A 26,436-nucleotide genomic window follows, 5' to 3' on the forward strand; every position below is an offset into this window, starting at 1 on the left:
GAATTCTCAACGGCCCTCACGCGACGCTTACGGTATGTACGCAGGCGCCGCCTGTCAGCGCCATGTCCCGCAGAAGGCGCTAAAACTTCTCCTGGGCGGCCTGCTGTCGTATCTGGCGCTCCACTATCTTTGGCCTGTACTGGCGTGATCCGCAGCAACTGAGGCCCGGGCTCGTCTGGTTGCGTGGCTGCGTTGCCGAGGGCGGATTCCGGTCACCAAGCGCGCACGGATCGGCCATGTTGGCCTTAGTACTACAGCCGTAGATAAAACAAAGCAGGAGGTACGCAGCCGCGGCGCCGGTAGTGACACTGCTGGGCGCGGTACTGGTGCCTGCGCCGCCATGCCGACCAGGCCAGGACGTACTCGATGGAGTGAGCTCCGCGCCATAGGAGGCGGCACAGTAGCCGGCGGATCTCCTGCACACTGAGCGGCACCGAATCTTCAGGTGTTTTTTTTGGCGCGCACCCGCAGGGTGACGAGCGCGGCATGGGCCAGCAGCGCCAGCGTGATGTGACGGTACCAGCCCTGCCATTGGCGTACCTCGTATTGATCGAGCCCGCATTCGCCTTTGGTTGCCTCGAAGCCGGTTTCGATTTCCCACCTGCGGCCCGCGACGTTGACCAGGGTTTGCCGTGTGGCTTTGCTGCGCGGGGCGTATACGACGTAATACGCATGCTCGCGTTGCTCGTCCAGGCTGCGCCGCACCAGCAGGTAATGCCCGAAGCGGCGCTCTTCTGTGGTGATCTGCAGACGCCACAGCGGAGTCAACGCCCAGTCATACAGGCGCTCGCCTTTGGCGCCGGCACCTGCTGACAGGCGTCGCCATGCCCGTGCCGGCAAGGCTTCGGCGATCCGGTCGGACCGTACGTAGTCGGGACCCTGCCACCACAGGGGTTCGTTCTTCGCGACGGCCAGTACGAAAGACTGGCCGCGCGACTCGAGCCACAGCCGCAGGTGACGGTCGCCGCCGTAGACTTCATCACCCGTGACCCAGCCGCACGGCACACCTGCGTCCAGCGCCCGCTCAAGCATGCTGCGCGCGAGCTGCGGCTTCGTTGCAAACTCCACCGCCTTGGGAATGCCCGCTGCCTCGCAGCGCACACGGTCATCGGTCCACGCCTTGGGCACATACAGTTCGCGGTCGATAAACGCGCTGCCGCCGCGACCGGCATAGCAGAGGAACACGCCGATCTGGCTGTTCTCGATACGGCCTGCGGTGCCACTGTACTGGCGTTGCACACCGGCCGAGTGCTGCCCCTTCTTGACGAAGCCGGTCTCGTCCACAACCAGCACCGCGTCGCGCTCGCCCAGTTGTTCAACGACGTACTCCCGGAGCACATCGCGCGCGCCATCCGCATCCCATTGCGCCCGCTCGAGCAGGTGCTGCACGCCATCAGGCGTTGCTTCGCCGATCCATTCGGCGAGTTGCCAGCCGTTCTTGCGCTCGACTGTGCCCAGCAGGCCCTTCAGGTAAGCGAGAGACCGATGTCGGGGCTCGGGTCGCCTGAACAGTTCTCCGAGCCGCTGATGTAGCGCCTCCAGTTCACGCTCCCACGCTATCGCCGTCGAATGCATCGCTTTCTCATGTAGTAGTACTAAATATTGTTAGTATAGTAAAAAATCTACGGCTGTAGTATTAGAAGCTGTTGCGAAATTAAGTTTTGGGGCTGTTAACTTTTCCGACTTGGTGTTAACTTTCTGTCTTGTTTTGCCTGACAGGAAGCGATGCCTAAAGAACTGATAGACGACGAATTGTGGTCACTCATCGAACCGCTGCTACCCGCGCGAGCACCGCGCAATCGCCAATATGCCGGTCGAAAACCGACACCGGACCGAGCCGTTCTAACCGGCATCGTATTCGTGTTGCGCTCGGGCATTGCGTGGAACCTGCTACCGCAAGAGATGGGATGCGGTTCGGGCACCGCCTGCTGGCGACGGCTCGTGGCATGGCAAGAAGCAGGAGTCTGGCAACGCATCCACGAAGCGTTGCTGGCCGAACTGCGTCGTCGTGGCGAAATCGACCTGTCACGAGTGCTTGTGGACAGCTCGTCGATTCGTGCGATGCTGGCGGGAAAAAAACCGGCCCGAATCCAACGGACCGGCGCAAGCTCGGCAGCAAACACCACCTCATCGTCGACGCGAAAGGCCTCCCGCTCGCGGTCATCCTGACCGGGGCGAACCGTCACGACGTCACCCAGCTTGATGCACTCGTCGATGCCATTCCACACATTCGCGGCAAGCGGGGACGTCCACTGCATAAACCGCAAATCGTTCAGGGCGACCGGGGCTACAGCTCGGAACCGCACCGGCAGCGTTTGAGAGAACGCGGCATCACGCCGGTACTCGCAAAGATTGGCTCGCCCCATGGCAGTGGCCTGGGTAAAACGCGTTGGCCAGTCGAGCGCTCGATTGCCTGGCTTCACTCGTTCCGACGCCTGAAGATTCGCTACGAACGCTATGCCCATGTCCATGAAGCCTTCCTGTCTCTGGCTTGTGCCTTGATTTGCTGGACGCGACTCAAGCCAATGTTTAACTAATTTCGCAACAGCTTCTTAGTTTTACTGTGTCATAAATTTATGCCATTATAGAACCTTCTTCAGATTTGGCATGAGGAAACAATGGACGCGAAATCGTCGTTCGATGAGTACCTGGAACATCTCTGTGAAGCGCTCGGACACAGCGATCGCAATGCAGGGCTGGTGGGGTACTGCCAAGGCTTGATGTTGCCGCTGCGGCGTAAGAGTGTTGAGCCGCTGGCCGCTCACCTTGAACCCGAACGTGTCAGCGCGCGCCACCAGTCCTTACATCACTTTGTTTCGAAGTCGGAATGGTCAGACGCTGCTTTGCTTGAGCAGGTCAGGCGTTGGGTATTGCCACACATGAATCCGGCCAACGGACTGTTCTGGATCATTGACGACACCGGCTTTCCGAAACAGGGCAAACATTCGGTAGGCGTCGCACGGCAATACTGCGGGCAGTTAGGAAAGCAGGACAACTGTCAGGTCGCAGTGAGCTTGTCGGTCGCCACGGAGGACGCCAGTTTGCCCGTCGCATACCAACTCTATTTGCCCCATGAATGGAGCGAAGATCCGGCACGATGTCAGCGCGCTGGCGTGCCTGATGAAATCGCGTTTTCGACCAAGCCGCAAATGGCGGCAACACAACTGCGTGAAGCGCGCGAAAGCGGCGCGCCTGACGGTATTGTGCTGGCAGACGCCGGTTACGGGAACGACAGTGTCTTCCGTGACGCCATCAGCGAACTGGGATTAACTTACGCAGTGGGCATTCAGTCCAGCGCCCGCGTCTGGGCTCCCGGCACGGCACCTCTGAGTGTTGAGCCGCCCATCGGGCAGCCTGGACGGCCGCGCAAACTGCTGCGCCGTGCGCCCGGTCACGAGCCAGTATCAGTCAAAGCGCTTGCGCGTGGTCTTGATGCTTCTTCCTACCGCATGATCAACTGGCGCGAAGGAACCCGCACCATCCTGAGTTCCAGATTTGCCGCTGTACGTGTACGGACATCGCACCGTGACTATTGGCGCGCTACACAGCGCGATGAGCAATGGCTCCTGATTGAATGGCCTCAGGGCGACCCTGAACCGGCTAAATATTGGCTCGCAACACTTCCGGAAGTGACGTCCCTCGAACGTCTGGTCAGTGTCGCGAAGATGCGCTGGCGTATCGAGCGCGACTACCAGGATCTGAAGCAGGAGTTCGGTCTGGGCCATTTCGAAGGCCGCAGTTGGCGTGGGTTTCACCATCATGCGTCGCTTTGCATCGCGGCCTACGGTTTTCTGGTTGCACAGCGCCTGATTCAGGGCGCTGGTAAAAAAAACTTCGCCATCGGCAGCCTCTTTACCTTACCCGACGATTATGTGCCACGGGGCTCCCCAGCGCGCCCAACGACATGTGGCTGATTCGATTGCCAGCTTGCGCTGGCGGCTCGCAGCCTACATCGCCCAACGCCTTCGACGATGTCCGTTCTGCTCTTCATCAAATATCTTGTGACACAGTAAAATTAGTCGGGTAGCAGCAACGGATTGCTGCGCCGCCGCCCCCCAAGAACGGAGCGTGCGAGTTTTCCCCGCACTCCGCTCAAGCCGTTCAAAGCCCCTGATCAGGAGCCGGGTTCGTCACGGATAGGCCGAGACTGTGGGGATACGGTCGGCGACACCCGAACGGACGCAGCAGTTGCATGACCGTCTGCTGGCCGCCGGCGTGCCGCTGTGACGTTCTCGCTTAATGTGGTTCCTGGCCGATGTAATCGGGCCGCTACAGCTACCTGACCAGAACCACTGTGCCAACAAGCGCCGCACTCGACCTATGCGTGGCTTCAAGACGTTTTGTTGTGCAGGCATCATTCTGGGTGGCATCGAGTTCATGCAGATGATCGTCAAAGGGCAGATGAAACACACTGGCAAAATCAAGCCATCTGCAGCTTGCCAGTTCTACTCGTTGGTGACGTAAGCTATCCCTATCATATTGCCTTTGCACGAGTCAACCGCCTTACCGCGACAGAACCAAAATTGCACCTGTTTTTCCAGCGCGACAATAGTACGTTGGTCCAATGTCGAGACGACGTGGAGCGCCGTCAGTTGAATGAATCTGGTTTCGAGTCAGTCAATCCGATGACTATCGCGGCCGCTCCTACAGCCTTCGTCCCGTCACCCCCTGCTCCGCTCCTGATCCTCTGATGCAGGTCGCCCGCCGGAACAATGTTGAGGCGTCGCTTGTCGCCGTGCATCGGCGCCTCATGCCCTGCGCGCATGGAGATATCTGAAAAACTCTACGCCTTCCTGCAGGCGCCGTTTCATCATCTCCCAACTCACCAGCATCTCGCGGACGATTTCCCAGATCTTTGTTGGTCTGAAATAAAAGCGTTTGTAGAACTCCTCAACGCCAAGGTAGATCTCTTCGCGCGACAGGTGCGGATAGCCGATAGTGGAAGCTTGGGTGCCTGTCGAATTGATGAGGGCGATGACCTTCCCTTCATTCAACCATCCGTTCTCGACCGCTTGCTTATGAAGGACGGTTCCCGGATAGGGCGCAGCGAGTGACACCTGAATCGTGTGGGGATTGATCTCTTTCGCGTATTCGATCGTCTTCTGGATCGTTTCGTGCGTCTCGCCGGGAAGCCCGAGAATGAACGTGCCGTGGATCTTGATGCCGAGCTTGCGGCAATCGTCACTGAACCGGCGAGCCATATCGGTCCGCAGCCCCTTTTTGACGTTCACGAGAATCTGGTCGTCGCCGGATTCGTACCCGACGAGCAAGAGCCGCAGCCCATTTTCTTTCATTACCTTGAGGGTTGAATAGGGCACGTTCGCCTTTGCGTTGCACGACCACGTCACGGCTAACTTGCCAAGACCACGAGCGATCTCCTCGGCTCTCGGTCTGAGATCCGTAAAGGTATCGTCGTCGAACATGATCTCCCTGATTTCGGGCATGTTGTCCCTAATCCATTTCACTTCTGCGAGGACGTTCTCGACCGAACGCGTGCGGTAGCGATGCCCCCCGACCGTATGCGGCCAGAGGCAAAAGGTGCACCTGGATTTGCAGCCTCGCCCCGTGTAGAGCGACAGATACGGATGCTTGAGATAGCCACTGAAGTAGTTCTCCGGCGTTAGGTCGCGCTTATAGATCGGCGAGACGAACGGTAACTGGTCCATGTCTTCGAGAATCGGCCGGGCGTCGTTGTGCATGATCCCGCCGTCGGGCAGGCGATAGCTCAGACCGAGAATCGATGCGAACGGGAGGCCCTGTGCAATCTCGCGACAAGTGAAGTCGAATTCTTCACGGCACACGAAGTCGAGTGCGCCGCTCGCGGCCAGTGAGCCCTGAGGATCGACGGCGACTTTTGCCCCGATCATCCCGATGAGGATTGGGGGCCTGCGCCGCTTTAAGTGCTCCGCGAATTGCACATCACTCTGGAACGATGGAGAACTTGTGTGAATGATGACCAATTCGTATTTCTGAGCAATATCGAGTGTCGTATCCAGCGACAGGCCATCGGCGGGAGCATCCACGACGCGGCTATCTTCAATCAGCGCAGCGGGCTGGACTAGCCACGTTGGATACCAGAACGATCGAATCTCGCGCTTCGTTTGGAACCGTGAGCCCGCTCCGCCATCGAAGCCTTCATATGAAGGTGCCTGCAGAAACAGCGTTTTCATGAATGTCCTCGAAGAGAATAGTCCGCGTGGCCGGGATCAGTCACCCGCACGGACTCGCCAGGCATCGGCGATGTTCGCGAAGTGTCTCGAAGCCTTCAAAAAGATGACAATGACTGGATAGTTGCTTTGGACGTCGTCGTCTCCTGTGGGCCCCGGGGGAACTGGCGTGCAGGGATTCGCCGCACCATCATATTTTCGGAGCCGCACGACAGTTGACGCGAAGTAGTGAGGCAGCGGCTATCGCTGGGGAGCAGGAGGCGATCAAGAATACTACGACTTGGGGTGTCGGCATGGCAAAAAATTGACCTTTTAACCTGTCGGTCGTCACAGCGCGATTACGTTGAAGGTGGAAGCTCGTATAAACCCGGTGTCGATGCCCAGCTTAGCGAAACACACACTTAAAAGGCAACGCTGTGGCGATCGTAGCCGCGTTTGCCGGCATTGGCGATTCATCCTGTACTAGACTATCTCTGCGCCGCCTGCGGCATCACCCCAGACACCAAGCGGCGTCCTGTGCTGCGTGCAGCACCGGGCCGTCGTCCAATCCTCTACGGAACGGCCAGCGGCAATAGCGGCACGGATTCGCGCGTTCACAGCGCTTGCTGCTTCAAAGCGGGAGACGAACCATGATGCAAGATCGAGTCAATACAGACGGTGTTCCTCTTGGTAATGGCGAGCACATCAGCCCGACCGAATTTTTGCTGATGGCAGGCTTTCTTACATATCGCGCTCCACTGGCGCCGATCGCTGCCCGAGTTGCGGCCCGACGCGTTCTCGATGCCGTACTCGCGGCAGCGGCAACTCACGGGTTCGCAGATTCGGACGCGCTCGAGACGATGATGGCGCGCGCCGAAAAGTCTTCGCACATGTGGATGCTTGCGGAGCAGGCCGCCGCCGCCGTCGGGGATACGGTCGCTTACCTGCACGTGATTCGATGCGCCGGCGTAACGCTGGAGTTGGACCCGTAAACGCGCTCTTCGACGAGCGTCCGCGCGTCAAGGCGTTTCTTCTTTCTGTCTCCAGACGGCGTTGTAACTTGCCGTTGGTGGGACAAAACGCTGGAGGTGTGACGGTGGTTGAGAAATCAGTCGACGGATTTTGGGCGAGTTCCGTGAATTCGCGCCATGCGACGGACCTTTCCGCGAGTTGTTTGCGATAGAACGAAGCGCACAGCAGATGGCGCTTAAGCGCGAAATGTTGCCGGATCGGCCCGAAGCAGGAAAGAAATTTCTGTGTGCGTTTCGGGTCGCGAAAGCCGCGCATACGACGCTCGCGTTCGCGTGTCGGCTGATGGCTGTTCTCCGCCCGGTTGCTTATTCAGGCCGCCGCTTTGACGACCACATGCTTCACGTTCACCGACTCTGGAATGTCCGCGTTTGCGGCCGGATAACTTCGCAGTTGGACGGCGACGATCTTTCGCGGCACCGGGCTCGAGCGCAGCACGCGCTTGAAGAACCGTTTGGCTGCGGCATTGTCGCGCCGCGCCGGGTGCCTCTGCACTCGCCCTTCGGACTCCTGCCGACGCACTCGGGACCGCACATCGTTACCCGGACCAGCCATCACGAAGCAGTTCTGAAGGTCAGACGCGTTTCCCGTTCCTGATCGATGCCGCCATCTGCTATCGGATTCTGACCGCCGTTCACACGCGGTTTCCACGCCAGCGCTATGCCCGGTAGTGACAGATTTGCTTCGCTCTACGCTAACGTTCGGAGTTTGCAGAGATCGACCTTCGCATAATGGCTGATGGACTGCGGGCTACGATGACGAAGCACTCGTCCGATCTCAGGCAGCGACGCGCCGAGGTGTAGCATGCGAACAGCCAGGGCATGCCGGAACTGGTGAGAGCCGCGGTGCGGAGCGTCGACCTGGGCGCGATCGAGCGCGTGGCGCACAATCGATCTATCCGTGTCGTGAAACAATTGCGGAGACCGCGTCAAGGATATCAGGTAGTAGTTAAGGAAGGTCTGCATAACCCGCTTTTGAAGCATTACTCTTCCTATCGAGCGCAGCCTCGGGGTTCAAATCTTTGTTGGTGAGTGGATGTCAGGGGGTTTTCTGCGCGCCCAAGCGCTCCGACCAGACATGTGGCCTTCATCGGCCCGGTGTTTCAAGCTTTGCGGAAAGCTCTACGCGCCATCCATAGATTGCCCAAAGCAAACAGGGTGGTGATCTGGGCGGTGTTCTTTGTCAAACCACGATAGCGGGTCTTCATGTAACCAAACTGCCGCTTGAGGATGCGAAACGGGTGTTCGACCTTGGCCCGAATACCCGCCTTCAGGCGTTCGATCTGATCGTAGATCGCGTCCAACGAATCACTCAGATCCAATTTCCTGCGCTTTGCTGGTCGCATTGCAACATGCCACCGAACCGCGTCAGTCTCACAACGCTTTTCGATACCCTGGTAACCGGCGTCCGCGTACACATCCGTTTCTTCGCCATGCAGCAACGCCTGGGCGACGGTGATGTCGTGAACATTGGCCGCCGTTCCAATGACTGTATGGACGAGGCCCGAGTCGGCATCCACGCCGACATGCATTTTCATCCCGAAGTACCAGTTGCCACCTTTCTGCGTGGATTGCATTTCTGGATCGCGCGTGCCGGAGCCATTCTTTGTCGAACTGGGCGCAGCAATCAAGGTGGCGTCGACTGCTGAACCAGCCTTAAGCATCAGGCCTTTCTCCGTCAGGATTTCATTGACCAGCGCCAGCATTTGCACCGCCAGTCCGTGCGTCTCCAGCAGATGGCGGAACCGAAGAATCGTGCTTTCATCGGGCAAGCGAACCATCCCGCCGTCGAGACCCGCGAACTCGCGATAAAGCGGCACGTCATAGAGTGCCTCTTCCATAGCAGGGTCCGAAAGACCGAACCATTGCTGCATGAAATGAATCTGCAGCATCGTTGCAATCGGGAACGGCGGCCGACCAGTTTTGCCCGAGGGATAGTGCGGCTCGATCAGCGCAATCAGTTTCAACCAAGGCACAACACGTCGCATCTCATCGAGAAATTCCCGCTTGCGCGTCCGCTTCGTTGACAGATCCAGACCAAGACCAAGCTGCGTCATCACGTCGCTCCTCACCTAATTCGCTCTGTTTCCAGGATAGCTTGGCAACGGCGCAATGCCAGGACTTTTGCAGACATTCCTTAACACGAAACAGACACGGACATTCCGAATTTGCCATGAGTCATCTTTTTAATCCGAGGCTGACGGTCCGTTGCGGACAAAACCGAAGGGTCGCAGTGGGTTGACCGGAGACGGACGCCATCCGATTCTGCGTGGCGGGCTTCAGGTAACTCGCAGGCGATGCTTCCGATCACTCGTCGAATTGACGGCCCTTCAGCAAGCCGCGACGCAGTCGTTAACCAGTGGTCCAAGAGCCGAAACAGTTGGTTCCTTCTGATTTACCTAGAGTACACCCGTTCGCTCTCGTAGGTTCTGACGGCCTTCCCCTCGGAAAGACCGGGACTTTTCCAAGCCGATCCCCTACGGGATCGGCTTTTTTCGTTCGACTGCCCCCGCACTTGCCTATTGATGGGCCTTGCCGGCATGCGCTGTTCACGGTCGTGACCCTCCGGCAGCCGATTTGCCTCTTTCGATATGGCATCATTGTGTCCACCGTCGAGCTATGGAGAACTCATGAATGTCATCGTAGACCACCCCGTCATTGTTCTTGTCTTTTCGCTGCTTCTGCTCTGGTTGTCTGCATTTCTCGGAGCGAGATTCTCCACACGACGCGGCAAGATCAGCGACGAAGCGCGGGACGATTTTGCGGTGGTTCAAGCGGCCACGTTAACGCTTCTCGGTTTGATCATCGGTTTCAGCTTCTCAATGGCCGTTAGCCGCTATGACCAGCGCAAGGCGTACGAGGAAGAAGAGGCCAACGCAATCGGGACGGAGTACTCTCGCGCCGATTTATTGCCTGCCGCCGATGGTGAAAAAGTCCGTGCGCTGCTAATCCGCTACACGAATCAGCGCGTGCTGTTCTATACGGTCCGCGATGCCAATCGACTGGAGACAATCAGCCTCGACACGGCCCGGCTTCAGACAGACCTGTGGTCTGCCGTGCGAGCGCCTGTCCTGGCACAACCGACGCCGATTGCTGCGCTCGTCGTATCCGGCATGAATGACGTGTTGAACTCTGATGGCTATACGGAGGCGGCCTGGCGCAACCGTATCCCGCTAGGCGCATGGGTGTTGATGTTCGTGGTCGCGATACTCTGCAATGTGTTGGTCGGATATGGCAAGCGCACGCCTGGCGGAAAAGGAGGAATACTGGTTGTCTGGCCGCTAGTGGTATCGATCTCGTTCGCATTGATCGCCGATGTTGACAGCCCTCGTGTCGGGGTGATCAAGGTCGCGCCGCAGAATCTCCTTATTCTGGAACGGTCCCTAAAGCCGCAGTGAACGTGCCGGACGCAAGGGCCCGTCTAGGGGCACTCGTGATCTGACCAGGTCCGGAAGTGACCGGTGCGGTCACACCCGTAACGGAGCCATCGAAGGTGCAGGACTGGCGACTCACCTGCTCGCAATGGCCGATTTTGCAACCGAAGCTGTTCACCGCCACCTGCCAACGACCGGTTTCACCCGTCCATACCCAACCTCGGAAACGCACAAATAGGTCCCACAATTCGACGACAGAGCCAGCCGGCGTGAGGCGCCCATATGCAAGCGGTGCAATCGCTTGACCTGGCCATGACACCCTTGACGAACTTTGCACGTGCAAAGTTCGCAGCGCCTGCTGCGAAGGTGGACCTAGATGGTTACGATGTACCGACTGACTTTTCATATCTCGACCGGCGCGTGGCATCGGCCTGTCCTGCCAGCATAGATCTTCGCAAGCCGGGGAGTTGGCCGCTTCTATCCTGAGAGCCACGTGAGTCCGGCAACGCCAAATCCACCTAGTCGCGCCGGCGCAGTAGCTCGCTTTGTGTAGCCGGGTTGGCTGGCACGCAGCAGCCGTCCCGCCCGAGACCACAAATCGCCTCGGCCCGCACCGCAGTCCCATTCCTGACTTTTACAAACAGCTAACCAACACAATGTCCCGGCACGAAGGGTCTGAAATCGGAGCTTTCAGACCCTGCGTTTCGGGACTAAAGGCGACAGTTCAATTAATCTTAACGAAGTCGGCGAGTTGCGCCGTCTCGCTGCCCGTCAAAGCATCAATAATTGCGCATCCGTTGTGCGCCCTTGCTCACCGATCGAAAATCGAATCCCCGAACAGATCCAAGGTTGTGCCACGCCGCTGTGCGGGCAGATCTCCGCAGCGGACCCTGGCAACCACCTCCTGCGGCAGCCAGGTGTCTTCCATCGCGTCGATGCCCTTCTCGATCAACTGTTTGAGAAAAAACGACTGGCTGCGCCCTGTGGTTTCCGCCAGCAGTCTCAATCGCTGTTCGATTGCCAGCTCGACGCGCACCGCGATGACCTGCAAGCTGTTCCCTGACTTGCTTCTCAACCTCTCCTCCTGATTGGATTCGTGCGCCGCAGACCGGCGCATTCGCGCGCTGTTTTACCACAACCGGATCGAAGCGGCGTCGGCTAAAGCAGATCGCTGTCCGACAGGGGACGGCGTCGACAGAGAAGTAGTCGTCCACGCTGCTCTCATCCCGGGCATCGGGTGGGGTAAATCGAGCTACCGTCGCCGTGTCGCAGCGGATTCGCCCCGACCCTCACCGGAGTGCGCGTATGGCGATTCTTAACAATGCGTTCCCGAGGCTCTGTCAGGTTGATGGAGAGGCGGCGGTAGAATGAAGCGATGAAGAAAACGAAATCGCTTCATCACGGTCACCGCTTCCCCGCCGCTGTCATCAGCTGCGCGCTTCGCTGGTATTTCAGGTTCAGCCTGAGCCTGCGCGACATTGAGGAGTCGTTGCTCGAACGTGGTGTCGTGGTCACGTACGAAACGATCCGTCGCGGGCTGCTGACCGAACATGGCATCGCGGTTGCGCAAACACCGCTGAAACTCAGAACCCAGCTACCGGCGATAGTCGATGACCAACGCAACGAGCTGACTGGGCTGTCCAGAGCAATGATGACCGATCTGTACGAGCGCCTGAAGTTCCTGGCCGTTCAGATAGAGAGGTATGACGAGCTTATCCGGCGAACGCATAACAGTTCGGCGCTGTGCCAACGACCTGGAAAAGTTAGAGGTGTAGGTCCGATGATAGCGACTGCAGTCGTGGCAGCTGCGGGAAACGCTACAGAGTTGAATAACGGACGACAGTTCGCTGCCTGGCTCGGTCGTATGCCTCGACAACACTCATCTGGTGGGCGACAACGCCTGTTTGGCATCACCAAGCGAGGAAACGGATACTTACGCATGCTGCTGGTTCACGGCGCGAGAGCTGTTGTTCAACAGACCGGAAAACATACCGATGAACTCTCCAGATGGATTCTCGATCTACAGAGCCGGCGCGGAACGAATATCACCGTCGTTGCACTTGCCAACAAGATTGCCCGTGCGATCTGGGTGTTGCTGGCTCGAGGGCAGGAATACAAACCATGCGTGTGAAAACCCGCTAGGGCATTGTGGCTGAGCATCACCTCTCAACGGTTGCACAAGCGATTTGATTCAATAGTGGTAACAACGTGCCTTGACGTCAACGCGATCGCAGGCCACGGCTGGCCTGCGAATCGGGTGCCGCAAACCGGTTGAAGCGCGCTTGCGACATGTTGCATGGTCATCGGGACTCGCCGATGACGCTTCTTGTGCCGCCAGCGGAGCTGGCGAGTGAGCATGCGCCGCAGCAGCGATGCCGGGACTTCGAAGCAACCCGGCTCCCGCGTAGCCCGACTCGTGCGCGCGAATCGCTTTTGCTTCATCAATCGATTACCCGTTCGTCCTGAACGGACGACAACAGGCCGTCACTGTCGACTTCAAAACGGAAACCGCGCCACGTCACACGCGACGACCAGAAACTCGCGACGAATATCGCAAAGGAAACGATATCCCACAGCGGCAACAGCCATAGGTCGCGATGTGCCTGGCGCAAAACGCGGTCCGACGACAGCCCAAGCGCGAGCCTTGCGGCCATTGTCGCGAGGACGAGTTGCCACGACCACGCGGCGGCGCCGGACAACATCACGGCAAGCAGTGCGAATGCGAGCGGGTGAACGAGCACCGACCCTAGATACCCGAGCGGATCGACACTGCGGATCGTGCGGCTCCAACGCAGCTCGTGCGCGACCAACTGGCGCGCACTGCTTTCAACGCAGGCATGCGCGACCGTGAGGGGCGGAATCGACACCTTCTCGCCAGCGAGCCGCACCGCCTCACCGATCGCATGATCCTCGGCCAGATGCCTGACGAATTGCTCAAAGCCGCCGATCTTTTCGAGCGTAGTGCGTCGCATCGCGATGGTCTGCCCAAAGCATGGCCGCGCAAGGCCCAGTTCGAGGGCGATTACCACGCCGGGAAGGAACTGGTAGTTGGTGGCTTTCGCCGAAAGACGCGGCCAGAAACCCGGTTCGGGTTTGCCGCAATAAATGCACGTGACGAGTCCGACGCCCGGCTTCTGCAACTCGCCGATGACCTTGCCCAGACAGTCCGGTGCGACGCTCACGTCGCTGTCAGCAAACACCAGCACGTCGTATCGCGCTAGCGGCATCATGTTCAGGATGTTGCTGATCTTGCGGTTCGGCCCATACAGCCGCGCATCGGCGACCACGGTCACGTGTGCTTCGGGATGCAGGCGCCGCAGGGCATCGACCGTGAGTAGCGCCGGATCCGCCGGGTCGTTCACGCCGAACAGAAACTGCACGGGGCCGGGATAGTCCTGGTGGCAAAAGCTCGAAAGATTGGCGAGCAGTCCCCGCTCGTCGCCGTACAACGGTTTGACGATGGTGACTGGCGGATAGCTGCTCGGCACGCACGCCGAGCGCCGGAAAAAACGTCTGATCAGCAAGGCCGCGACGATCGTATAGGCGATTCCGAATATCGTCCCCGCGCCGCACGCCATCGCCATGGCCGCGATCAAAAGACGCACGGCGCTCACGCTGCGTGGCCGGGCAGGAAGCGGAAGAACTCGACGCCCTCGCGTAGGCACCGCCTCATCGTTCCCCTGCTCGTGCGCTTTCCGCACGCGGCCTCCCAGATGTTCGAAGTCCTGAAATAAACGCACATAGAGAAGGCTTCGATATGGCGGTGTATCTCGTAGTGCGACGGATGCGCAATGCCGATCGCCTCGAGGTGCGCTCCTTCCGCGATGGAGAGGTTGTTGAACAGCTTGCTCTCGTTGCGCCAGTTGCTCCTGGACCGCCTGGTTGCAGAGCGTCGCGCCCGGACACGGCGCGGCGCGGAAAGCGCCTGCGCACCGGTGGCGACTGACGCAGGCTGGGCATCAAGCTCCACTGCACATAGATCCTCGGTCCTCTCAATGAGAGCAAACGCAGGATCGAAAGATTTCTCGAAAACGTCGTACAACGCCGCCTGCAAGAATGAAGTTTTCATGAAGCCTCCCGTAAGCACCGTTAGTGCGATCGAGTATCTGTTTCATCTCTTTCGCGATTGCGCAATAAGCGGCAAGCACGGCGAACCGTTCGGACCGGCGCTTGCAGATCCTGATATATCCGACGGCTCCGGTACGAAGCCACAAGGCCGATGAGAAGCAAGCGCGCAGATTTCCATGATGGCTCGTGCGGCAGTAAGCACATCAGAAGCCGAATGTACGGACGCAGTCGTGACCCTCAAAATGCGAACCGATCTTGCTCATAGGCGGGAATCCATGTACGAACATAGATCTGCGGCCCACCCTGTCTGTCAGAGCACACGAAAACTCGCGCAAACGGGACGCGTTCATACAGATACACATGATCGGCAAAGGACAGATGAAGCGTGCTCGGAGTTATCATCCGTCCGCCGCCGATCGATTCTACGAACTGGCAACGTAAGCAATACTTTGCATATCGATTCGACTTTACTCCGCGAACCGTACTGCGACAAAACCCATTCACCGTGCCCGTGCGGCAAGGCGCTCAATGATCCGATCAGCCATCGCGCGGTCGATGACTTCGAATGAGCGGCTCGTGCGCAGGTAGGCATACATGTCGCCAGTCGCGATGTCGAACCACCAACCGCTCAGCACCAGCGCCCCGGCAGTGACCTGCTGGCGCACAATCGGGTAAGTCATGAGATGCTCGAGCTGCACAAGTACGTTGAGTTGCGACAATTGATCGTGCGGTTTCAGCCTGTCATCGAGTGGACCTTCGTGTTCGAGGCGAAACGCTGCGTTGTTGGCGTGGCACAGCCATTTATCGAGGTTCGGCGTTTTCAGCTTGGCGTTGCGTGTAGACACGGCTTTCATCGCACCGCACTCGGAATGCCCGCACACAACAATATTCGCGACTTTCAACACCAGCACAGCGTACTCGATCGCGCTCGCCTCGGAGAGGTCCCCAGTAGAAACTCCCTCTGCGGTCGCTGGCGGTATCAGGTTGCCGACGTTGCGCATCGTGAACAGATCGCCCGGATGAGTCGAGGCAAGCAGATCAGGTACAACCCGGCTGTCCGCGCACGTGATGAAGAGCGCATCAGGCGCTTGCGAGAGCGCGAGTTTGCTGAACTGCTTCGCGTATTGCGGCAGCATTTTCTCGCGGAATTCGACGATGCCCATTATGAGTTTGCGCACGGCTCGCCTCCGAAAGGCTAGTTGTTCGCCGGCGAGGCTGCCGAACCTCCAAGCCCTTGCGAGTCAGGGATGCGTGCCAACGCCAGATCCTCCGGGAACGGATGCTTCAATGCGATCGCGCGATCGAGCAGCATCAGCTCGACGCGCAACGCGTCATGACGATGCTCCGGCAGCCTCTGGATGAGGTTCTCTATCGCCGCGCGCAGACGCCGCGCGATTTGAATGCTGCCCGCGCCGCACTGTCGTATCTCGCGGAAACTAATGTGCACGAAGTCTTCCCAATTGGGCGTCCGCAAGATCACACGCACCCGTCCCGACCCATCCACTATCTCTTCGATATGCAAAGACCGCTTGCCCACCACGCGCAATAGCCGGTGCAACTGATCGATCGCAAGCACCGCTGTGGTGGGATCATTGATCGCTGCCGACAGCGCTTTCAGCGCGATATCCACCAAGATGCGAAACGCGAACATAGGGTCCTGCTCCATCGTGCGTTCCGTTCCGAAAGCAACAAGCGCGCGCAGCCTGCTGTCGTCGATTGCGCCAGAGTTCCCATACAAATAGAACAAGGGTTCATCCACCGCGACGAAATCACCGACTTGTGGCACGAATTCGATGACTACGTCAGCACGCCTTGCCCTAGCCTCCAGCATTTCCAGATTTACGGCCAAAACGATGCCGGATTTGCCGTGGTGACGAACAATGTGGTCAAGTGCGTCTCGCTCTTTGTCACGTTTCGCGGGAGTCGCTACGTCCGTAGTCGGGGCTGGATAAACGCTCTCGATGACCGCGATCCCTTGCTCCCCAACGCGAGCCACAAGGCTTACGGGACGCAGAAATTTCGCGGCGTAATCGATCAGGAAAAGGAAAGCGACGACCGAAGCGAACCCAAATAGCGCCGCAATGAACACCTGAAGCTGGTGTACCTCATTTTCCCCCATCCACGCCAGCGTTCTATTTGCAAACAGCAGTGTGAAAACGAATAATCCCGAGATGCCACGGATGATGTTATCGCGCAGCAGTGTCGTCGCGATGATCCGCGGGGTGTACTGCCCGCCAGCGACCTGGATTGCGACGAGCAGCGAACCGAACGTAAACACCAGAAATGCCATGTCCGCGGAAACGATGTCACCGAGCAACGACCGCGACCCAGTCATGGACAGTCCAAGAAAGCCGGTTTTAGGGTCAAGGCTCCCCTGCCTGATCATCCACCTTCCCACCATTTCGGCCACAGGTTTCACCACGGCATAGATCGCGACTGCGAAGAGCGGCACGGTCCACAGCGAAGATCTCAGATTGCTCTTCAAACTGTACCAGCGATTCCAGTCCATGCCTGCTTTCTCCCTACGATTCATATTGCAGCGGACATCGAGACGTGCGCAGTTCGCCAGGTGTCACGCAGAGGAGGCTTACCGACCGGGCGCGCACTGCTATCTCCGTCTCACGGTGGCTTGCTTCGGTCGTCGGCTGGGTGAGCCGTCGGTGTTCAGTCCAGCGCCGCGGCAACGTCCTGGACCTCCTGCTTTAGCCGCGGAGCGCGACCGGCGGACACGTGAACCTCCCCGATACAATATGATCCCTGTACTTCAGGCCGGTCAATGAGACCTTAGGCCCACAGGATAACGACGTCGAGCCTCCCAGGATGGCGCCCGGATGGCTTGTGGAATGGCAATGGCAGACGGCATCGTACGCGAACAGGGACGCCATACTGATCGCAGCGCCGCGCTAAGGCCTCAGCTACCGTAAATCGGCGCCAAAATCTATCGGCTCGTTCAGCGATACAATTGGGCGGGCTTCGATGTAGCCTACTCCGAGTGCTGCGAACGGTTGAGCGGTCGTTACGCGCTAGGTCGGTTGTCTGGAACTGTTGTGCTGGCACGGAATGGCGGTCTCGTGGAAGACAAGCAGAACGATCTAACTGACAGGAGTGTGTCATGCTCGTTCGGTACGCTGTGTGGCGGCTTGCAATTGTGCGGGCAATGGCGAGGTCGCTTGAAATGCCCGCGCTCCGGATGCATCGATCCTGCCGCTCAGCATGGGTGTGCGGCGCTCTGACCTTCGCCCTGCTGCCGTGTCCGTCGAATGCGCAGACCGCGCCGAGCCAATCGACGGGCAGTGCCGTGATCGGTGGCAATGTGAAGCAACATGCCAACGCCGTGCTCTCCATCATGACCTACACGACAGTGCCCGACGTTACGACCAGCAACCTGTCGGTCAATAGCGGCAATACGGGCAATCCCAGCTTCGGTCAGACGCAATTCGGGGGCGGCTTCACTATCAGCAAATCCTTCCCGTTGTACCTGGAGGGCACGCTCGCCTACAGCCGTTACGATCCGACCTTTATCGCTACGGAGGGCGCGGAGCAGCGTGCGGTGCCGACAAAATGGAACACTTTCAGTGGCACGGTGGGCGTCGGCTGGGATTTCCGGATCACGGATGAACTGGTCTTCCGTCCGATCCTGAACGGTACGATCGGACGTGTTTCAAGCGATCTGAAGGTGGGGCAGTCGATATTCAATCACGTCACTGACAGCAGTCTACAGTTCCTCGAGAATGGCTCGCTGGACGCGTACGGCTACGGTGGCTCACTCGTGCTCGACTACGAGCACTACCGCGAAGACTACGAAATCGATGCCGAACTACGTGCCACCGACATCTACCTGCGCAGCTTCGGCGGTTCGTCGGAGGCAGTTCAGGGATCGGCCATGGCGCAGCAAATGAGCCTGTGGACACGCTGGCGAGCGCCCACCGGCTGGCACGCGCTGGACCGGCCGATCCGCTATGTGCTGGAAGCCGCTTATTCACACTATTATGGTGACAGCGCCGGCGTGCTGGGGTTCAACGACCTCACGTCGTTGGGAGTCGGGCTTGAACTCGATAGCAGCAAGTATCCCATCATCATCACTCGCACGCGCGCGATGGTGCGGTACGTGTTCGGACACAACGTGCATGGCGTTTCATTCGGGTTTGCAATGAGTTTCTAGCTCTTTTGGACCGTCGGCCCCCAGATCCCGGTTTGCCAGCAGCACGTCGCGAGCGTCTGGCCGACTCTCCGCACAGCGTGCAGGCTGCCCAACCGTCTCATTGGACCAAAGTCCTATATAACATTTCGCTCAACCTGTATAGGCTGAAGTCCGCTGCTTGGCAGACCAACGTGGAGTTCTTCATGAAAAGCACGATTGCGGCCGTCATCACGGCTTCCGCTGCACTGTTGTCCCTTCCTGGCGCCTGGGCTCAACAAAGTTCTGGCGCGAGTCCATCGACAACCTCTGAACATCCTGATGAGATCGTTAGGATGCACCAGCAGGTTGCCGCAGCGAATCGCGAATACAACCGTGAGGTCGCGGCTGCCAAAAAAGTCTACGACCACAAGAAAGCGGAAGCGAAAAAGAAGCGCGACACTGCGGTTGAAGCCGCCCAACACGGCACGAGCCAGTAAAAGTATTCTTATTTTTTTCAATTGCTCACGTGTCTGCGGGACTTTCGCACGTTCGCGATCACGATGTTGGCCCCGAGTCCAACCGGCGGATCAGCTTCAATAGCGAAGGGGCGTCGGCGTCAGCGCGTGCTTCCTCCGCTATCTGTATGGCGCCGGCCTGGTCACGCCACGCCGCGATTTGTCGCGGGCATATTCTCGAAGCGACGGCCAGAACAGCAATGAGTCCGGCGCGGATCAATACGGCAAGCAGTTCCCTGGACAGCACCCATTGGTTATCCGGCATGAGCAGCATCACTTGCCTCGCCGCAGAATGTGACGGCATTGAGTGGCCTTTACACGGAGAACGGCACACTGGCAGTAACGGCAGCTCCCTTCCAAACGTGGGGCGTCGACCGTTACGTTACCTGAGTGCACTCGTAAAAAGTTGACGCGCATCTCCACTCCTTCGCCTGTCCAGCCAGCCGCGCGCCTATACCCTGCAGGGCGCGGCATTGATCCAGCGGCATCTGGTGCGCATTGGCAACAGCCGTTGGTATATGGGTCAGCGTTATCTGTTCTTCGACTCGGCTTCCACGTTCAGCTCGGTTAATATCCGTGGGGATTCTCGGGCTTTCGGAGGGACCGGCGCATCGGCTCAACGAGCGTCGTGGTCGACTACGATTCGCGTGACAATATTTCCTTACCCGACAAGGGGAGCTTTGCCGAACTTGAGGCGCAGCGCGCGAGGATTGCCTTGGCGACACACAGGACATCGGGGAAGACATCGCGCATGGTGAGGACCAGACCGCGTTCTACATTCAGGTCGGCAGCGCATGGCAACAAGTCGCCGTGACCTTTGATACGACTACGAATTGCCATTGCAATCGGCGTGAGGTGTCCAATGGTAAAGCTGTTGAGGCATATCGCTGCAGTCGCTTCGGTTGTGGTCTTGCAGAACGCCATCGCGAGCCCGATCGATCTCTCGAATGCGCTGCCTAACTTCTTCGGCGGCGGTGTCGGTTCAACCACCGAGTACGCCGGCGCAAAGGACCGCATCGTTGGGGCGGTCCCGGGCATGCGCTATGTGACGAACGGCGGCCATCTCTTCGAGTGGTATGGCACTTACGCGCAATACGACTTTGGCAGCGTGACGGGCTTCCAATGGGGGCCAGCGCTTGCGCTGCGCCTCGGCCGACACGATGTCGACGATCCCGTCGTTGCCCAGGTTCACAGCGTGGCTACGACCCTCGAAGGTGGCGGATTCGTCGGCTACGAGTACAGCCATGTTGGCACTCTGCCGTATCGTCTACGCGGCGAGATGACGGTGGTGACGAACGCGGGCGTCGTCTATACGGGCGCGCGCGTATCTCTAAACACCAGTGCATGGTTCCCGCTGCACGCGCGCGTATTCGTCGGCGGCGGACTCGGCGCCACCTGGGTAAGCGGCGGCTTCAATGAAACGTATTACGGCGTCACGGCACAGGATTCGGCGAAGAGCGGACTTTCCGCATACACACCAGGCAGCGGTCTGAATCAGCTAACCAGCTGGATCGCGGCGATCTATCAGATCAGCCCAAGTTGGTATGCGGGCGCGATGGTCTACTACCAGAGACTGATGGACGAAGCTGCCAACAGCCCAATTGTTTCCCAGCGCGGTTCACGTAATCAGATCACGTACGGCGTTGGCCTCGCATACGCCTTTCGCTGATCTGAACTTTGTGCGGCCGTGGAGGCAGCCGGCGAGACCCGCTTCGCCGCTTGGCGCGAACTCACTAAAGTTATCGTCCATTGATTCCGAACCAGTGCCGGTTATCGGGCCGGAAAAGAATAACAATCCGAGTCCAAGGCCGTAACCGATGGCTGGTTCGGTGATCACAACGGGTACCGGCAGCGCGCCTTTGTGTTTGAGCAGGAAGTCGCTCATGTCCAGTTGCCCGTCTTCAGGATCGGTGAACCTGAGCGGCTGTTCATCGGCATACACGTTACAGGACACCACCATCGTTGCCGCAGAAATAGCGGTAGTCACTCTTGCTACCAATGACGCAGGATGACGACGCCTGTCAGATGACCTCGTGCGCTGCGCCGACGCCACGTAATGGCAGCGCTCAGCCTTTCGCCCCAGAAGGTAACCGCATCTTAAAGACGTTCGGTATCGCTCCCGGGGGAATTGATGGACGATTTGGAACCTGTCTGGACCACGGGCTGAGTCGCGGGCGGCTCCTTAAGCACCCGCAGTTCCACTGGCACGGTACTAGCCGGGCTGCGCGGAGCCTCACTGTTCGCGTCGTTCGTTTGCCCGCTGTCGTCCTGGGCGCCCTCGTCAGGCTGCGACCATGCATTGGGCCCGTTCGCCGGGGTGTGAAGCCGCATATGCGGTACAGGAATTTCAATACCCGCTTCATCCATCTTGCGCTTGAGTCGAGCGTTAAAAGCGCGCGCCACGCTCCACTGCTGCAGCGGGCGCGTCTTGATCTGCCCTTTCACAACCATCCAGTTAGACTCAAAGCGTTCGAGTCCCCACACTTCGACGGGCGCAAGTATTTCGTTGCGCAGGCGAAAATCTTCCTGCAGATCGGCGCCCACTTCCACAATCATGCGTGTGACGTCATCGAGTTCAACGGCGAAGGGAACCCGCACCTCGAACACCGCGTTGGCGAAGTCGCGCGACAGGTTCTTCACGATCTTGATCTGCGAGAAGGGAATGGTGTGAACCGCGCCTTGTCCGTCGCGCAACCGGACCGTGCGGATCGTCAGGTCCATAACGGCGCCAGCATGGCTGCCGTCAATCTCAATCCAGTCGCCGACAGAGATCGTCTCCTCGATAATGATAAAGAGCCCCGTGATCAGATCCGTGACGAGTGCCTTCGCACCGAAGCCGACTGCAAGACCGATCACGCCCGCACCCGCAAGGAGAGGTGTCAGATTGACGCCCAGAGTGGCAGCGGCAACGATGGCAGCGAGGGTCACCACCGTCACGGAAACTGCGTTGCGTACGAGCGGCAACATCGTGCGTGCCCGCACGCCGGGATCGAGTGCTTTGTTTCGCGAACTGCTCGGGCCCAGCGCGTTGAGGATTGCGGTATCGCAAAGTATCCATATGAACCAGGCGCAGAAAACCGTCGCGATGACTGTCACCAGCGCGTGCTTGAAACTGGGTGTCATCGTACCGTGCTTGATCATCCGCGCAATCGGACCGCTCCACAGGTCCAGTTCGAATTGAATGAACGCGAGCCACATCAGAAGGACGAGTAGCGTGCTCGCGAAGCGCAAGAGTCGCATCAGGTGCGGCGTGCGGCGGTGTGCACGGGTGTCCCTTCGACGCGTCACGTGCATTAGCAGCGCCGACACGAACAGCGTGAGCACGAGTAACAACGCACTGAGAAGCGACGGCTGTAATACGTTCTCTTCCGAACCGCGCGCATCGATGATCGCAACGACCGACGCGATCGCGATTAAAAGGATCGGGATGTGCCACAGCGATGCGAGGATATCGAGTGCTTCCGTGGCGAGTTTGTGGTCACGCCTTCCCGCATACGGGCGATTGCGTATCAGATGCGTGACGGGCCGCCGGTAAGCGAGTGCGAAATAACCGATCAGGACGGCCGCTGCCACGTTTGCGGATGCCGACACGAGCCCGGCGAGATTCACGCCGAGCAGGCCCGTGACGTCCGGATTGGCCGTCGCGTCGCCGAGCGCGCCACATGCACCGATCGCGAAAAGCGGCCAGCGGCTTTGCGTGAGCAACTGATGAACTGCGACACGCCGGTGTGCCGTATTGAACGCCGAGAACACGATCAGGCAGATCGCCGAGAAGATCGAACCCGCGACTATTGCATAGACGATCACAAGCCCTAGCGTGCTGCCGAGCGCGTCAGGCATTCCTCGCATGAACAGCGCCACCGCCACGAATGCGACGATCCATGGCGCCGTGCGCCAAAATGCAAAACTCAAAAGTTCGAACGAAGTTGGACTCGGTTCGAGCGTGAGCTTCCAGCCATAACGTGCACTGACGCGCCGCCGGAGATAGATCAACAGGCCAGCGCACGCGCCCCAGCCCGCAAGCGTCCCGATCAGGCCAAGCAGGACGTTGCCGAACGACTCTCCGCCTACGCCTCTGAGAATGGTCCAAAGATCGTTGGCCGCCGCGCTCGAACGGGCCGCCCAGTAATGCAACGGTGTGCGGCCCTCGCTCAGATCCGTCTCGACAGACGCAATGCCTGAAGCAATCGCGCCGAGCAGATCGCTGTTGTCCTGTGCGGACGATGCCGGCACCACGGGTGCGGCACTTTGGGTACCTGCACGAAGCCCCTTCAACTGGGCGACCAGCGCTTTGCGCTGTGGGTCGCTCTCGAGCGTGCCGATCAGGCTGTCTAGCGAGCGCGCCAATTCGGCCTGACTCGCGAGCGTGGGTGCCGATGCAGCCTGTGCCGCCGAGGCGGCCGGCGCGGAGCCACCCGTCGCATTGTTGACGAGGTTTTGCAACCCGGATGGCAACGCGGCGGCCGCCGGATTGATGACCGCCGCCGACAGAACGAGGAAGCCTGTCACGCTCAGCCATAAGCAGGCGAACCTGACGGCGCGCCACACATCTGCCGGTAGAACGGCGGGAACCGACAGTCTGGCGAAGCCCATGGAACGGCTGGATTCACAGGGTATCGATGCGGTCATGGAGATCCCTTCCGAAAGGTCGCCCCTGTGAGAGCCGGGTCGCCCGGCTAATGCTCTTGCGAAAAGCCCTGCCGCGCCCGATCTGCGTTTCGTACATGGATTATGGGCTAAAGCTAATATCACCACCAACCCGCGCCCTTCCGGAATGCCAGCAGCCGCTTCACTGTAAAGCGTCTTCGTCACAGTCTTCGTGCACGACGAGCTAAAAGCGATACCCGATGCCAGCGAGGATCACATCCGTATCGTGGCTATAGCGCGTGACCACGCGATTCCACATCACGCGCGCCGACCAGTTGCGCGTGATGCGATACGACGCCGATACCGACACGAGTGCAGACAGTATGCCGTCGCCTCCCGCGTCGCCATTTTCCGTCGAGTGGCCATGATGAATTGCCGCATACGCTCCCACACCGATGCCAAGTGCCAGACGCTCGTTGAAGAAAGCCCGCGTGAGCCAGAGTTGCGCGGTCATGCCGTTGCCTTCATGCAGATAGCCGAGCGTGGCGTCGAGGTAGCGGGTCAGCCCACGCCTGTATTCGATCGCCTCAGCGGCGGATGTTTCCGAGCTCGGACTATTCAGGATCGTCGCGCCAGCCAGCAATGTGATTTCATTGTCCGTGACCTTGTTCGTGCGAGGCAGTGCAAACTCACGCGGCCCCGGCATGTCCGGTGTGTCAAGCTGATAGCCGATACCGAACATGACCGCAGTGGTCGAGGGCCCGTTCGTTACCTGAACGTGATTGAGTTGCAGGTTCGCCGTCCAGCGATGAGACGAGTACCACGTGGCACGTGCGCTAAAAACGACGCCCACCCCGTCCGTCTTTTCTGATCGCCTCATTCCAGCCACCGAATCAATAGGCCATCAAGGCGACCATGATTGATCCGCCGGTAGTCAGCAGGATGTTCGACGTTGCGTAGGGCACCGTGTAGCCCAGCACTGGAATGCGGCTACCGGCTTTCTCCTGCACGGCGGCCAAGGCGGCCGTAAATGTCTGGGCGCCCGCCAGTCCGCCCAACAGCATCAGCGGATTCATTCGCAGCACGTAGCGACCAACCAGAAGCGCGACCGCCTGTGGCAGCAAAGTCACCACAGCACCCGCCAGCAGGATGCCCAGACCCAGTTCCTTCACCGCGTGAACGAACTCGGGGCCCGCCTGGAGGCCGGAACAGGCGACGAAGGCAGCCAGCCCGAAGTTGATCATCAGGTCTAGGGCCGGCTGTGGAATATCGCCAAGTGTCGGCCGCAACGAGCGCAGCCAACCCAGCAGCAGGCCCGCGAGCAGCGTGCCGACGCTGACGCTCAGCGTCAGCCTGACGTTGCCCACCATGATATAAGGCAGCCCGATCAGCGCCCCGGAGAGTATGCCAAGTCCGAGCATGGAGAGACTGGCGGCATGGTTGGGACGCAGCGCATGGCCGATCTCCCCGGCCACGCGTTCGACCGCCCGCTGCGGGCCGATCAGTTCAAGCACATCACCGCGATTCAGGACGGTCGCGGTACCGATCGGGATCTGTTGCGTACCACGCGTGATCGAGCGCAGCCCTACGCCTCGAAAGTCGAACTCCGGCGCCTGCATCAACGCTTCGAGGCCAGTCCCGCACAGCGCTTTGTTCGTCACCACGACCTTCAACATTTCGATTGGAAATTGCAGCAGTCCAGGTTCATGCAACTCGGTGCCCAGGCGTGGGCCGATCTTCACCAGAGCTGGCATCTGTCCGTAAAGGGTGACCGTGTCGTCGGCTCGCAGCACGGTCTCAGGCCGCACCTCGACAACACTGCCGCCGCGCAATATGTGCTCAACGAAATAGCGCATCGGCGTTTCGCTGCGCTCGGCTTCGTCGACCCGCTTGCCTGCAAATTCGCCACTCGAAAGACGATACGAGCGCACAGCGAATCTCTGGTGCGCCGTGAATACGCCAGCCGTCTCCCGCTGGATTCCAAATTTGCGCTCCAGCGCGGCGGCCTCCTCGCGCAGATCGACGCGAAGAAGGCGCGGAGCCCAGGAGCTGACGAAGAGGATCATGCCGATCGCGCCGAACAGGTAAGTCAATGCATCGGCGACGGCGACGTGATTTGCCATCAGCTTGCGCTCCGCCAGAGGCAACGGAAGGTTCATGATCGCGTCGGTGGCGGTGCCGATCGCCGCTGACTGAGTCAGTCCGCCGCAAAAAATCCCGGCGGCCGTGCCTGCGTCGAGCTTGAATAGCCTCGCCATTGCCCACGCCGTGCCGAGCCCCGCGATCATCACCACGACCGAGAGTAGCATCGGCTTGACGCCATCCTCCTTGAGCGCCTGAAAAAACTGCGGCCCCGCAGAATAACCATTGGCGAACAGGAACAGCAGGAACAGACCCGAGCGCAGTTCGCGGTTGACCTCGACGTGGAGTTGCCCGATCGCCAGCGCGGCGATCAGCGCCGCGGTGACCGTGCCCAGCGCGAACTTGCCTAGCTTGATACCGCCGACCCAATAGCCGATGCCGACAGCGAGGAACATCGCCAGTTCGGGCGAAGCCTGCAGTGCCTTTACGAGCCAGTTCATCAGCATGTTATCCACC

21 protein-coding genes and 4 pseudogenes are annotated in these 26,436 nt (G+C 59.3%); 9 read left to right on the forward strand and 16 right to left on the reverse strand.

Annotation, left to right across the window (positions count from 1 at the left end):
• Positions 1 to 441 precede the first annotated feature (441 nt).
• The gene (locus HF916_RS07820) at positions 442 to 1,575 is read right to left on the reverse strand and encodes an IS701 family transposase (protein WP_168787557.1); all 1,134 of its coding nucleotides are present in this window, start codon (positions 1,573 to 1,575) and stop codon (positions 442 to 444) included.
• 150 nt (positions 1,576 to 1,725) lie between these two features.
• Between HF916_RS07820 and HF916_RS07825 the strand changes: the two genes are divergently transcribed.
• The 3 genes and pseudogenes from HF916_RS07825 to HF916_RS50695 all read left to right on the forward strand — a co-directional run.
• Positions 1,726 to 2,537 (forward strand): IS5 family transposase gene (locus HF916_RS07825; protein WP_168787739.1). Its coding sequence is split into 2 segments (ribosomal slippage): positions 1,726 to 2,065 and positions 2,065 to 2,537, totalling 813 coding nucleotides; the frame shifts between segments, so codons are not numbered across the junction.
• 81 nt (positions 2,538 to 2,618) lie between these two features.
• Complete coding sequence (locus tag HF916_RS07830; RefSeq protein ID WP_168787740.1) at positions 2,619 to 3,914, forward strand: IS701 family transposase; 1,296 nt, start codon at positions 2,619 to 2,621, stop codon at positions 3,912 to 3,914.
• A 367-nt stretch (positions 3,915 to 4,281) separates the two neighbouring features.
• Positions 4,282 to 4,464: pseudogene (locus tag HF916_RS50695) on the forward strand (IS6 family transposase); the annotation flags it as partial.
• Positions 4,465 to 4,748: 284 nt separating this feature from the next.
• On the opposite strand, the gene hpnJ reads toward HF916_RS50695, so the two are convergent.
• The gene (gene hpnJ / locus HF916_RS07835; RefSeq protein ID WP_168788396.1) at positions 4,749 to 6,170 is read right to left on the reverse strand and encodes a hopanoid biosynthesis associated radical SAM protein HpnJ; all 1,422 of its coding nucleotides are present in this window, start codon (positions 6,168 to 6,170) and stop codon (positions 4,749 to 4,751) included.
• A 626-nt stretch (positions 6,171 to 6,796) separates the two neighbouring features.
• Here hpnJ and HF916_RS07840 point away from each other — a divergent pair.
• Positions 6,797 to 7,138 (forward strand): hypothetical protein, encoded by a 342-nt coding sequence (locus tag HF916_RS07840; RefSeq protein ID WP_168788397.1) that lies wholly within the window; start codon positions 6,797 to 6,799, stop codon positions 7,136 to 7,138.
• Positions 7,139 to 7,259: 121 nt separating this feature from the next.
• Here HF916_RS07840 and HF916_RS07845 read toward each other — a convergent pair.
• The 3 genes and pseudogenes from HF916_RS07845 to HF916_RS07855 all read right to left on the reverse strand — a co-directional run.
• Positions 7,260 to 7,652: pseudogene (locus tag HF916_RS07845) on the reverse strand (DDE-type integrase/transposase/recombinase); the annotation flags it as partial.
• Positions 7,653 to 7,864: 212 nt separating this feature from the next.
• Entirely contained in the window at positions 7,865 to 8,158 is a 294-nt protein-coding gene (locus HF916_RS07850) for a tyrosine-type recombinase/integrase (RefSeq protein WP_168788398.1), read from the reverse strand.
• Positions 8,159 to 8,277: 119 nt separating this feature from the next.
• Complete coding sequence (locus HF916_RS07855) at positions 8,278 to 9,231, reverse strand: IS5 family transposase (RefSeq protein WP_168788399.1); 954 nt, start codon at positions 9,229 to 9,231, stop codon at positions 8,278 to 8,280.
• A gap of 573 nt (positions 9,232 to 9,804) precedes the next feature.
• Between HF916_RS07855 and HF916_RS07860 the strand changes: the two genes are divergently transcribed.
• Positions 9,805 to 10,572, forward strand: coding sequence for a hypothetical protein (locus HF916_RS07860; protein WP_168788400.1), 768 nt, complete (start codon positions 9,805 to 9,807; stop codon positions 10,570 to 10,572).
• A 124-nt stretch (positions 10,573 to 10,696) separates the two neighbouring features.
• Here HF916_RS07860 and HF916_RS51990 read toward each other — a convergent pair.
• Together HF916_RS51990 and HF916_RS07865 are read right to left on the reverse strand one after the other, a co-directional pair.
• A pseudogene (locus tag HF916_RS51990) lies at positions 10,697 to 10,852 on the reverse strand (ISKra4-like element ISBusp5 family transposase); the annotation flags it as partial.
• Positions 10,853 to 11,359: 507 nt separating this feature from the next.
• A complete protein-coding gene (locus HF916_RS07865) occupies positions 11,360 to 11,623 on the reverse strand; it encodes a hypothetical protein (protein ID WP_168788401.1) in 264 nt (87 codons plus the stop codon).
• Between the two features lie 300 nt (positions 11,624 to 11,923).
• Between HF916_RS07865 and HF916_RS07870 the strand changes: the two genes are divergently transcribed.
• Positions 11,924 to 12,679, forward strand: coding sequence for an IS110 family transposase (locus HF916_RS07870; RefSeq protein WP_240975183.1), 756 nt, complete (start codon positions 11,924 to 11,926; stop codon positions 12,677 to 12,679).
• Between the two features lie 310 nt (positions 12,680 to 12,989).
• Here HF916_RS07870 and hpnI read toward each other — a convergent pair whose 3' ends face one another.
• The 4 genes from hpnI to HF916_RS07890 form a co-directional block, all read right to left on the reverse strand.
• Entirely contained in the window at positions 12,990 to 14,132 is a 1,143-nt protein-coding gene (gene hpnI / locus HF916_RS07875) for a bacteriohopanetetrol glucosamine biosynthesis glycosyltransferase HpnI (RefSeq protein WP_206001814.1), read from the reverse strand.
• 26 nt (positions 14,133 to 14,158) lie between these two features.
• Entirely contained in the window at positions 14,159 to 14,590 is a 432-nt protein-coding gene (locus HF916_RS07880) for a hypothetical protein (RefSeq protein ID WP_206001712.1), read from the reverse strand.
• 526 nt (positions 14,591 to 15,116) lie between these two features.
• Positions 15,117 to 15,794: a carbonic anhydrase gene (locus HF916_RS07885; protein ID WP_168788404.1), complete on the reverse strand. Its 678-nt coding sequence runs from the start codon at positions 15,792 to 15,794 to the stop codon at positions 15,117 to 15,119.
• Between the two features lie 17 nt (positions 15,795 to 15,811).
• Positions 15,812 to 17,125, reverse strand: coding sequence for a DUF2254 domain-containing protein (locus tag HF916_RS07890; protein WP_168788405.1), 1,314 nt, complete (start codon positions 17,123 to 17,125; stop codon positions 15,812 to 15,814).
• A gap of 666 nt (positions 17,126 to 17,791) precedes the next feature.
• Here HF916_RS07890 and HF916_RS07895 point away from each other — a divergent pair.
• Together HF916_RS07895 and HF916_RS07900 are read left to right on the forward strand one after the other, a co-directional pair.
• A complete protein-coding gene (locus HF916_RS07895; RefSeq protein ID WP_168789061.1) occupies positions 17,792 to 18,778 on the forward strand; it encodes an autotransporter outer membrane beta-barrel domain-containing protein in 987 nt (328 codons plus the stop codon).
• 182 nt (positions 18,779 to 18,960) lie between these two features.
• Entirely contained in the window at positions 18,961 to 19,233 is a 273-nt protein-coding gene (locus HF916_RS07900) for a hypothetical protein (protein WP_168788406.1), read from the forward strand.
• Between the two features lie 58 nt (positions 19,234 to 19,291).
• Here HF916_RS07900 and HF916_RS07905 read toward each other — a convergent pair whose 3' ends face one another.
• Positions 19,292 to 19,525 (reverse strand): hypothetical protein, encoded by a 234-nt coding sequence (locus HF916_RS07905; protein WP_206001713.1) that lies wholly within the window; start codon positions 19,523 to 19,525, stop codon positions 19,292 to 19,294.
• Positions 19,526 to 20,113: 588 nt separating this feature from the next.
• On the opposite strand from HF916_RS07905, the gene HF916_RS07910 reads away from it, so the two are divergent.
• On the forward strand, positions 20,114 to 20,920 hold the full coding sequence (locus tag HF916_RS07910; protein ID WP_168788408.1) for a MipA/OmpV family protein: 807 nt from the start codon (positions 20,114 to 20,116) through the stop codon (positions 20,918 to 20,920).
• A 104-nt stretch (positions 20,921 to 21,024) separates the two neighbouring features.
• Here HF916_RS07910 and HF916_RS07915 read toward each other — a convergent pair.
• The 4 genes and pseudogenes from HF916_RS07915 to aspT form a co-directional block, all read right to left on the reverse strand.
• Positions 21,025 to 21,181, reverse strand: a pseudogene (locus HF916_RS07915) (BamA/TamA family outer membrane protein); the annotation flags it as partial.
• Positions 21,182 to 21,348: 167 nt separating this feature from the next.
• Positions 21,349 to 23,844 carry a mechanosensitive ion channel family protein gene (locus HF916_RS07920; protein WP_431311394.1) on the reverse strand — a complete coding sequence of 832 codons (2,496 nt, stop codon included), beginning with the start codon at positions 23,842 to 23,844 and terminating at the stop codon, positions 21,349 to 21,351.
• A 238-nt stretch (positions 23,845 to 24,082) separates the two neighbouring features.
• Entirely contained in the window at positions 24,083 to 24,718 is a 636-nt protein-coding gene (locus HF916_RS07925) for a hypothetical protein (protein WP_240975184.1), read from the reverse strand.
• A gap of 13 nt (positions 24,719 to 24,731) precedes the next feature.
• Positions 24,732 to 26,420, reverse strand: a complete 1,689-nt coding sequence (aspT, locus tag HF916_RS07930) for an aspartate-alanine antiporter (protein ID WP_168788410.1) — start codon at positions 26,418 to 26,420, stop codon at positions 24,732 to 24,734.
• Between the last annotated feature and the right edge of the window lie 16 nt (positions 26,421 to 26,436).

Origin of the sequence: Paraburkholderia aromaticivorans, from assembly GCF_012689525.1 — a bacterium.
Lineage (GTDB): Bacteria > Pseudomonadota > Gammaproteobacteria > Burkholderiales > Burkholderiaceae > Paraburkholderia > Paraburkholderia aromaticivorans_A.

Bases quoted from the DNA above. Each gene is read 5' to 3' on its own strand.
- hpnJ (WP_168788396.1), bottom strand. From the start codon at position 6,170: ATGAAAACGCTGTTTCTGCAGGCACCTTCATATGAAGGCTTCGATGGC.
- HF916_RS07905 (WP_206001713.1), bottom strand. From the start codon at position 19,525: ATGCTGCTCATGCCGGATAACCAATGGGTGCTGTCCAGGGAACTGCTT.
- HF916_RS07895 (WP_168789061.1), top strand. From the start codon at position 17,792: ATGCCCGCGCTCCGGATGCATCGATCCTGCCGCTCAGCATGGGTGTGC.
- HF916_RS07920 (WP_431311394.1), bottom strand. From the start codon at position 23,844: ATGGGCTTCGCCAGACTGTCGGTTCCCGCCGTTCTACCGGCAGATGTG.
- HF916_RS07890 (WP_168788405.1), bottom strand. From the start codon at position 17,125: ATGGACTGGAATCGCTGGTACAGTTTGAAGAGCAATCTGAGATCTTCG.
- HF916_RS07870 (WP_240975183.1), top strand. From the start codon at position 11,924: ATGAAGAAAACGAAATCGCTTCATCACGGTCACCGCTTCCCCGCCGCT.
- HF916_RS07900 (WP_168788406.1), top strand. From the start codon at position 18,961: ATGAAAAGCACGATTGCGGCCGTCATCACGGCTTCCGCTGCACTGTTG.
- HF916_RS07925 (WP_240975184.1), bottom strand. From the start codon at position 24,718: ATGAGGCGATCAGAAAAGACGGACGGGGTGGGCGTCGTTTTTAGCGCA.
- HF916_RS07840 (WP_168788397.1), top strand. From the start codon at position 6,797: ATGATGCAAGATCGAGTCAATACAGACGGTGTTCCTCTTGGTAATGGC.
- aspT (WP_168788410.1), bottom strand. From the start codon at position 26,420: ATGAACTGGCTCGTAAAGGCACTGCAGGCTTCGCCCGAACTGGCGATG.
- HF916_RS07860 (WP_168788400.1), top strand. From the start codon at position 9,805: ATGAATGTCATCGTAGACCACCCCGTCATTGTTCTTGTCTTTTCGCTG.
- HF916_RS07850 (WP_168788398.1), bottom strand. From the start codon at position 8,158: ATGCTTCAAAAGCGGGTTATGCAGACCTTCCTTAACTACTACCTGATA.
- hpnI (WP_206001814.1), bottom strand. From the start codon at position 14,132: ATGGCGATGGCGTGCGGCGCGGGGACGATATTCGGAATCGCCTATACG.
- HF916_RS07910 (WP_168788408.1), top strand. From the start codon at position 20,114: ATGGTAAAGCTGTTGAGGCATATCGCTGCAGTCGCTTCGGTTGTGGTC.
- HF916_RS07830 (WP_168787740.1), top strand. From the start codon at position 2,619: ATGGACGCGAAATCGTCGTTCGATGAGTACCTGGAACATCTCTGTGAA.
- HF916_RS07820 (WP_168787557.1), bottom strand. From the start codon at position 1,575: ATGCATTCGACGGCGATAGCGTGGGAGCGTGAACTGGAGGCGCTACAT.
- HF916_RS07855 (WP_168788399.1), bottom strand. From the start codon at position 9,231: ATGACGCAGCTTGGTCTTGGTCTGGATCTGTCAACGAAGCGGACGCGC.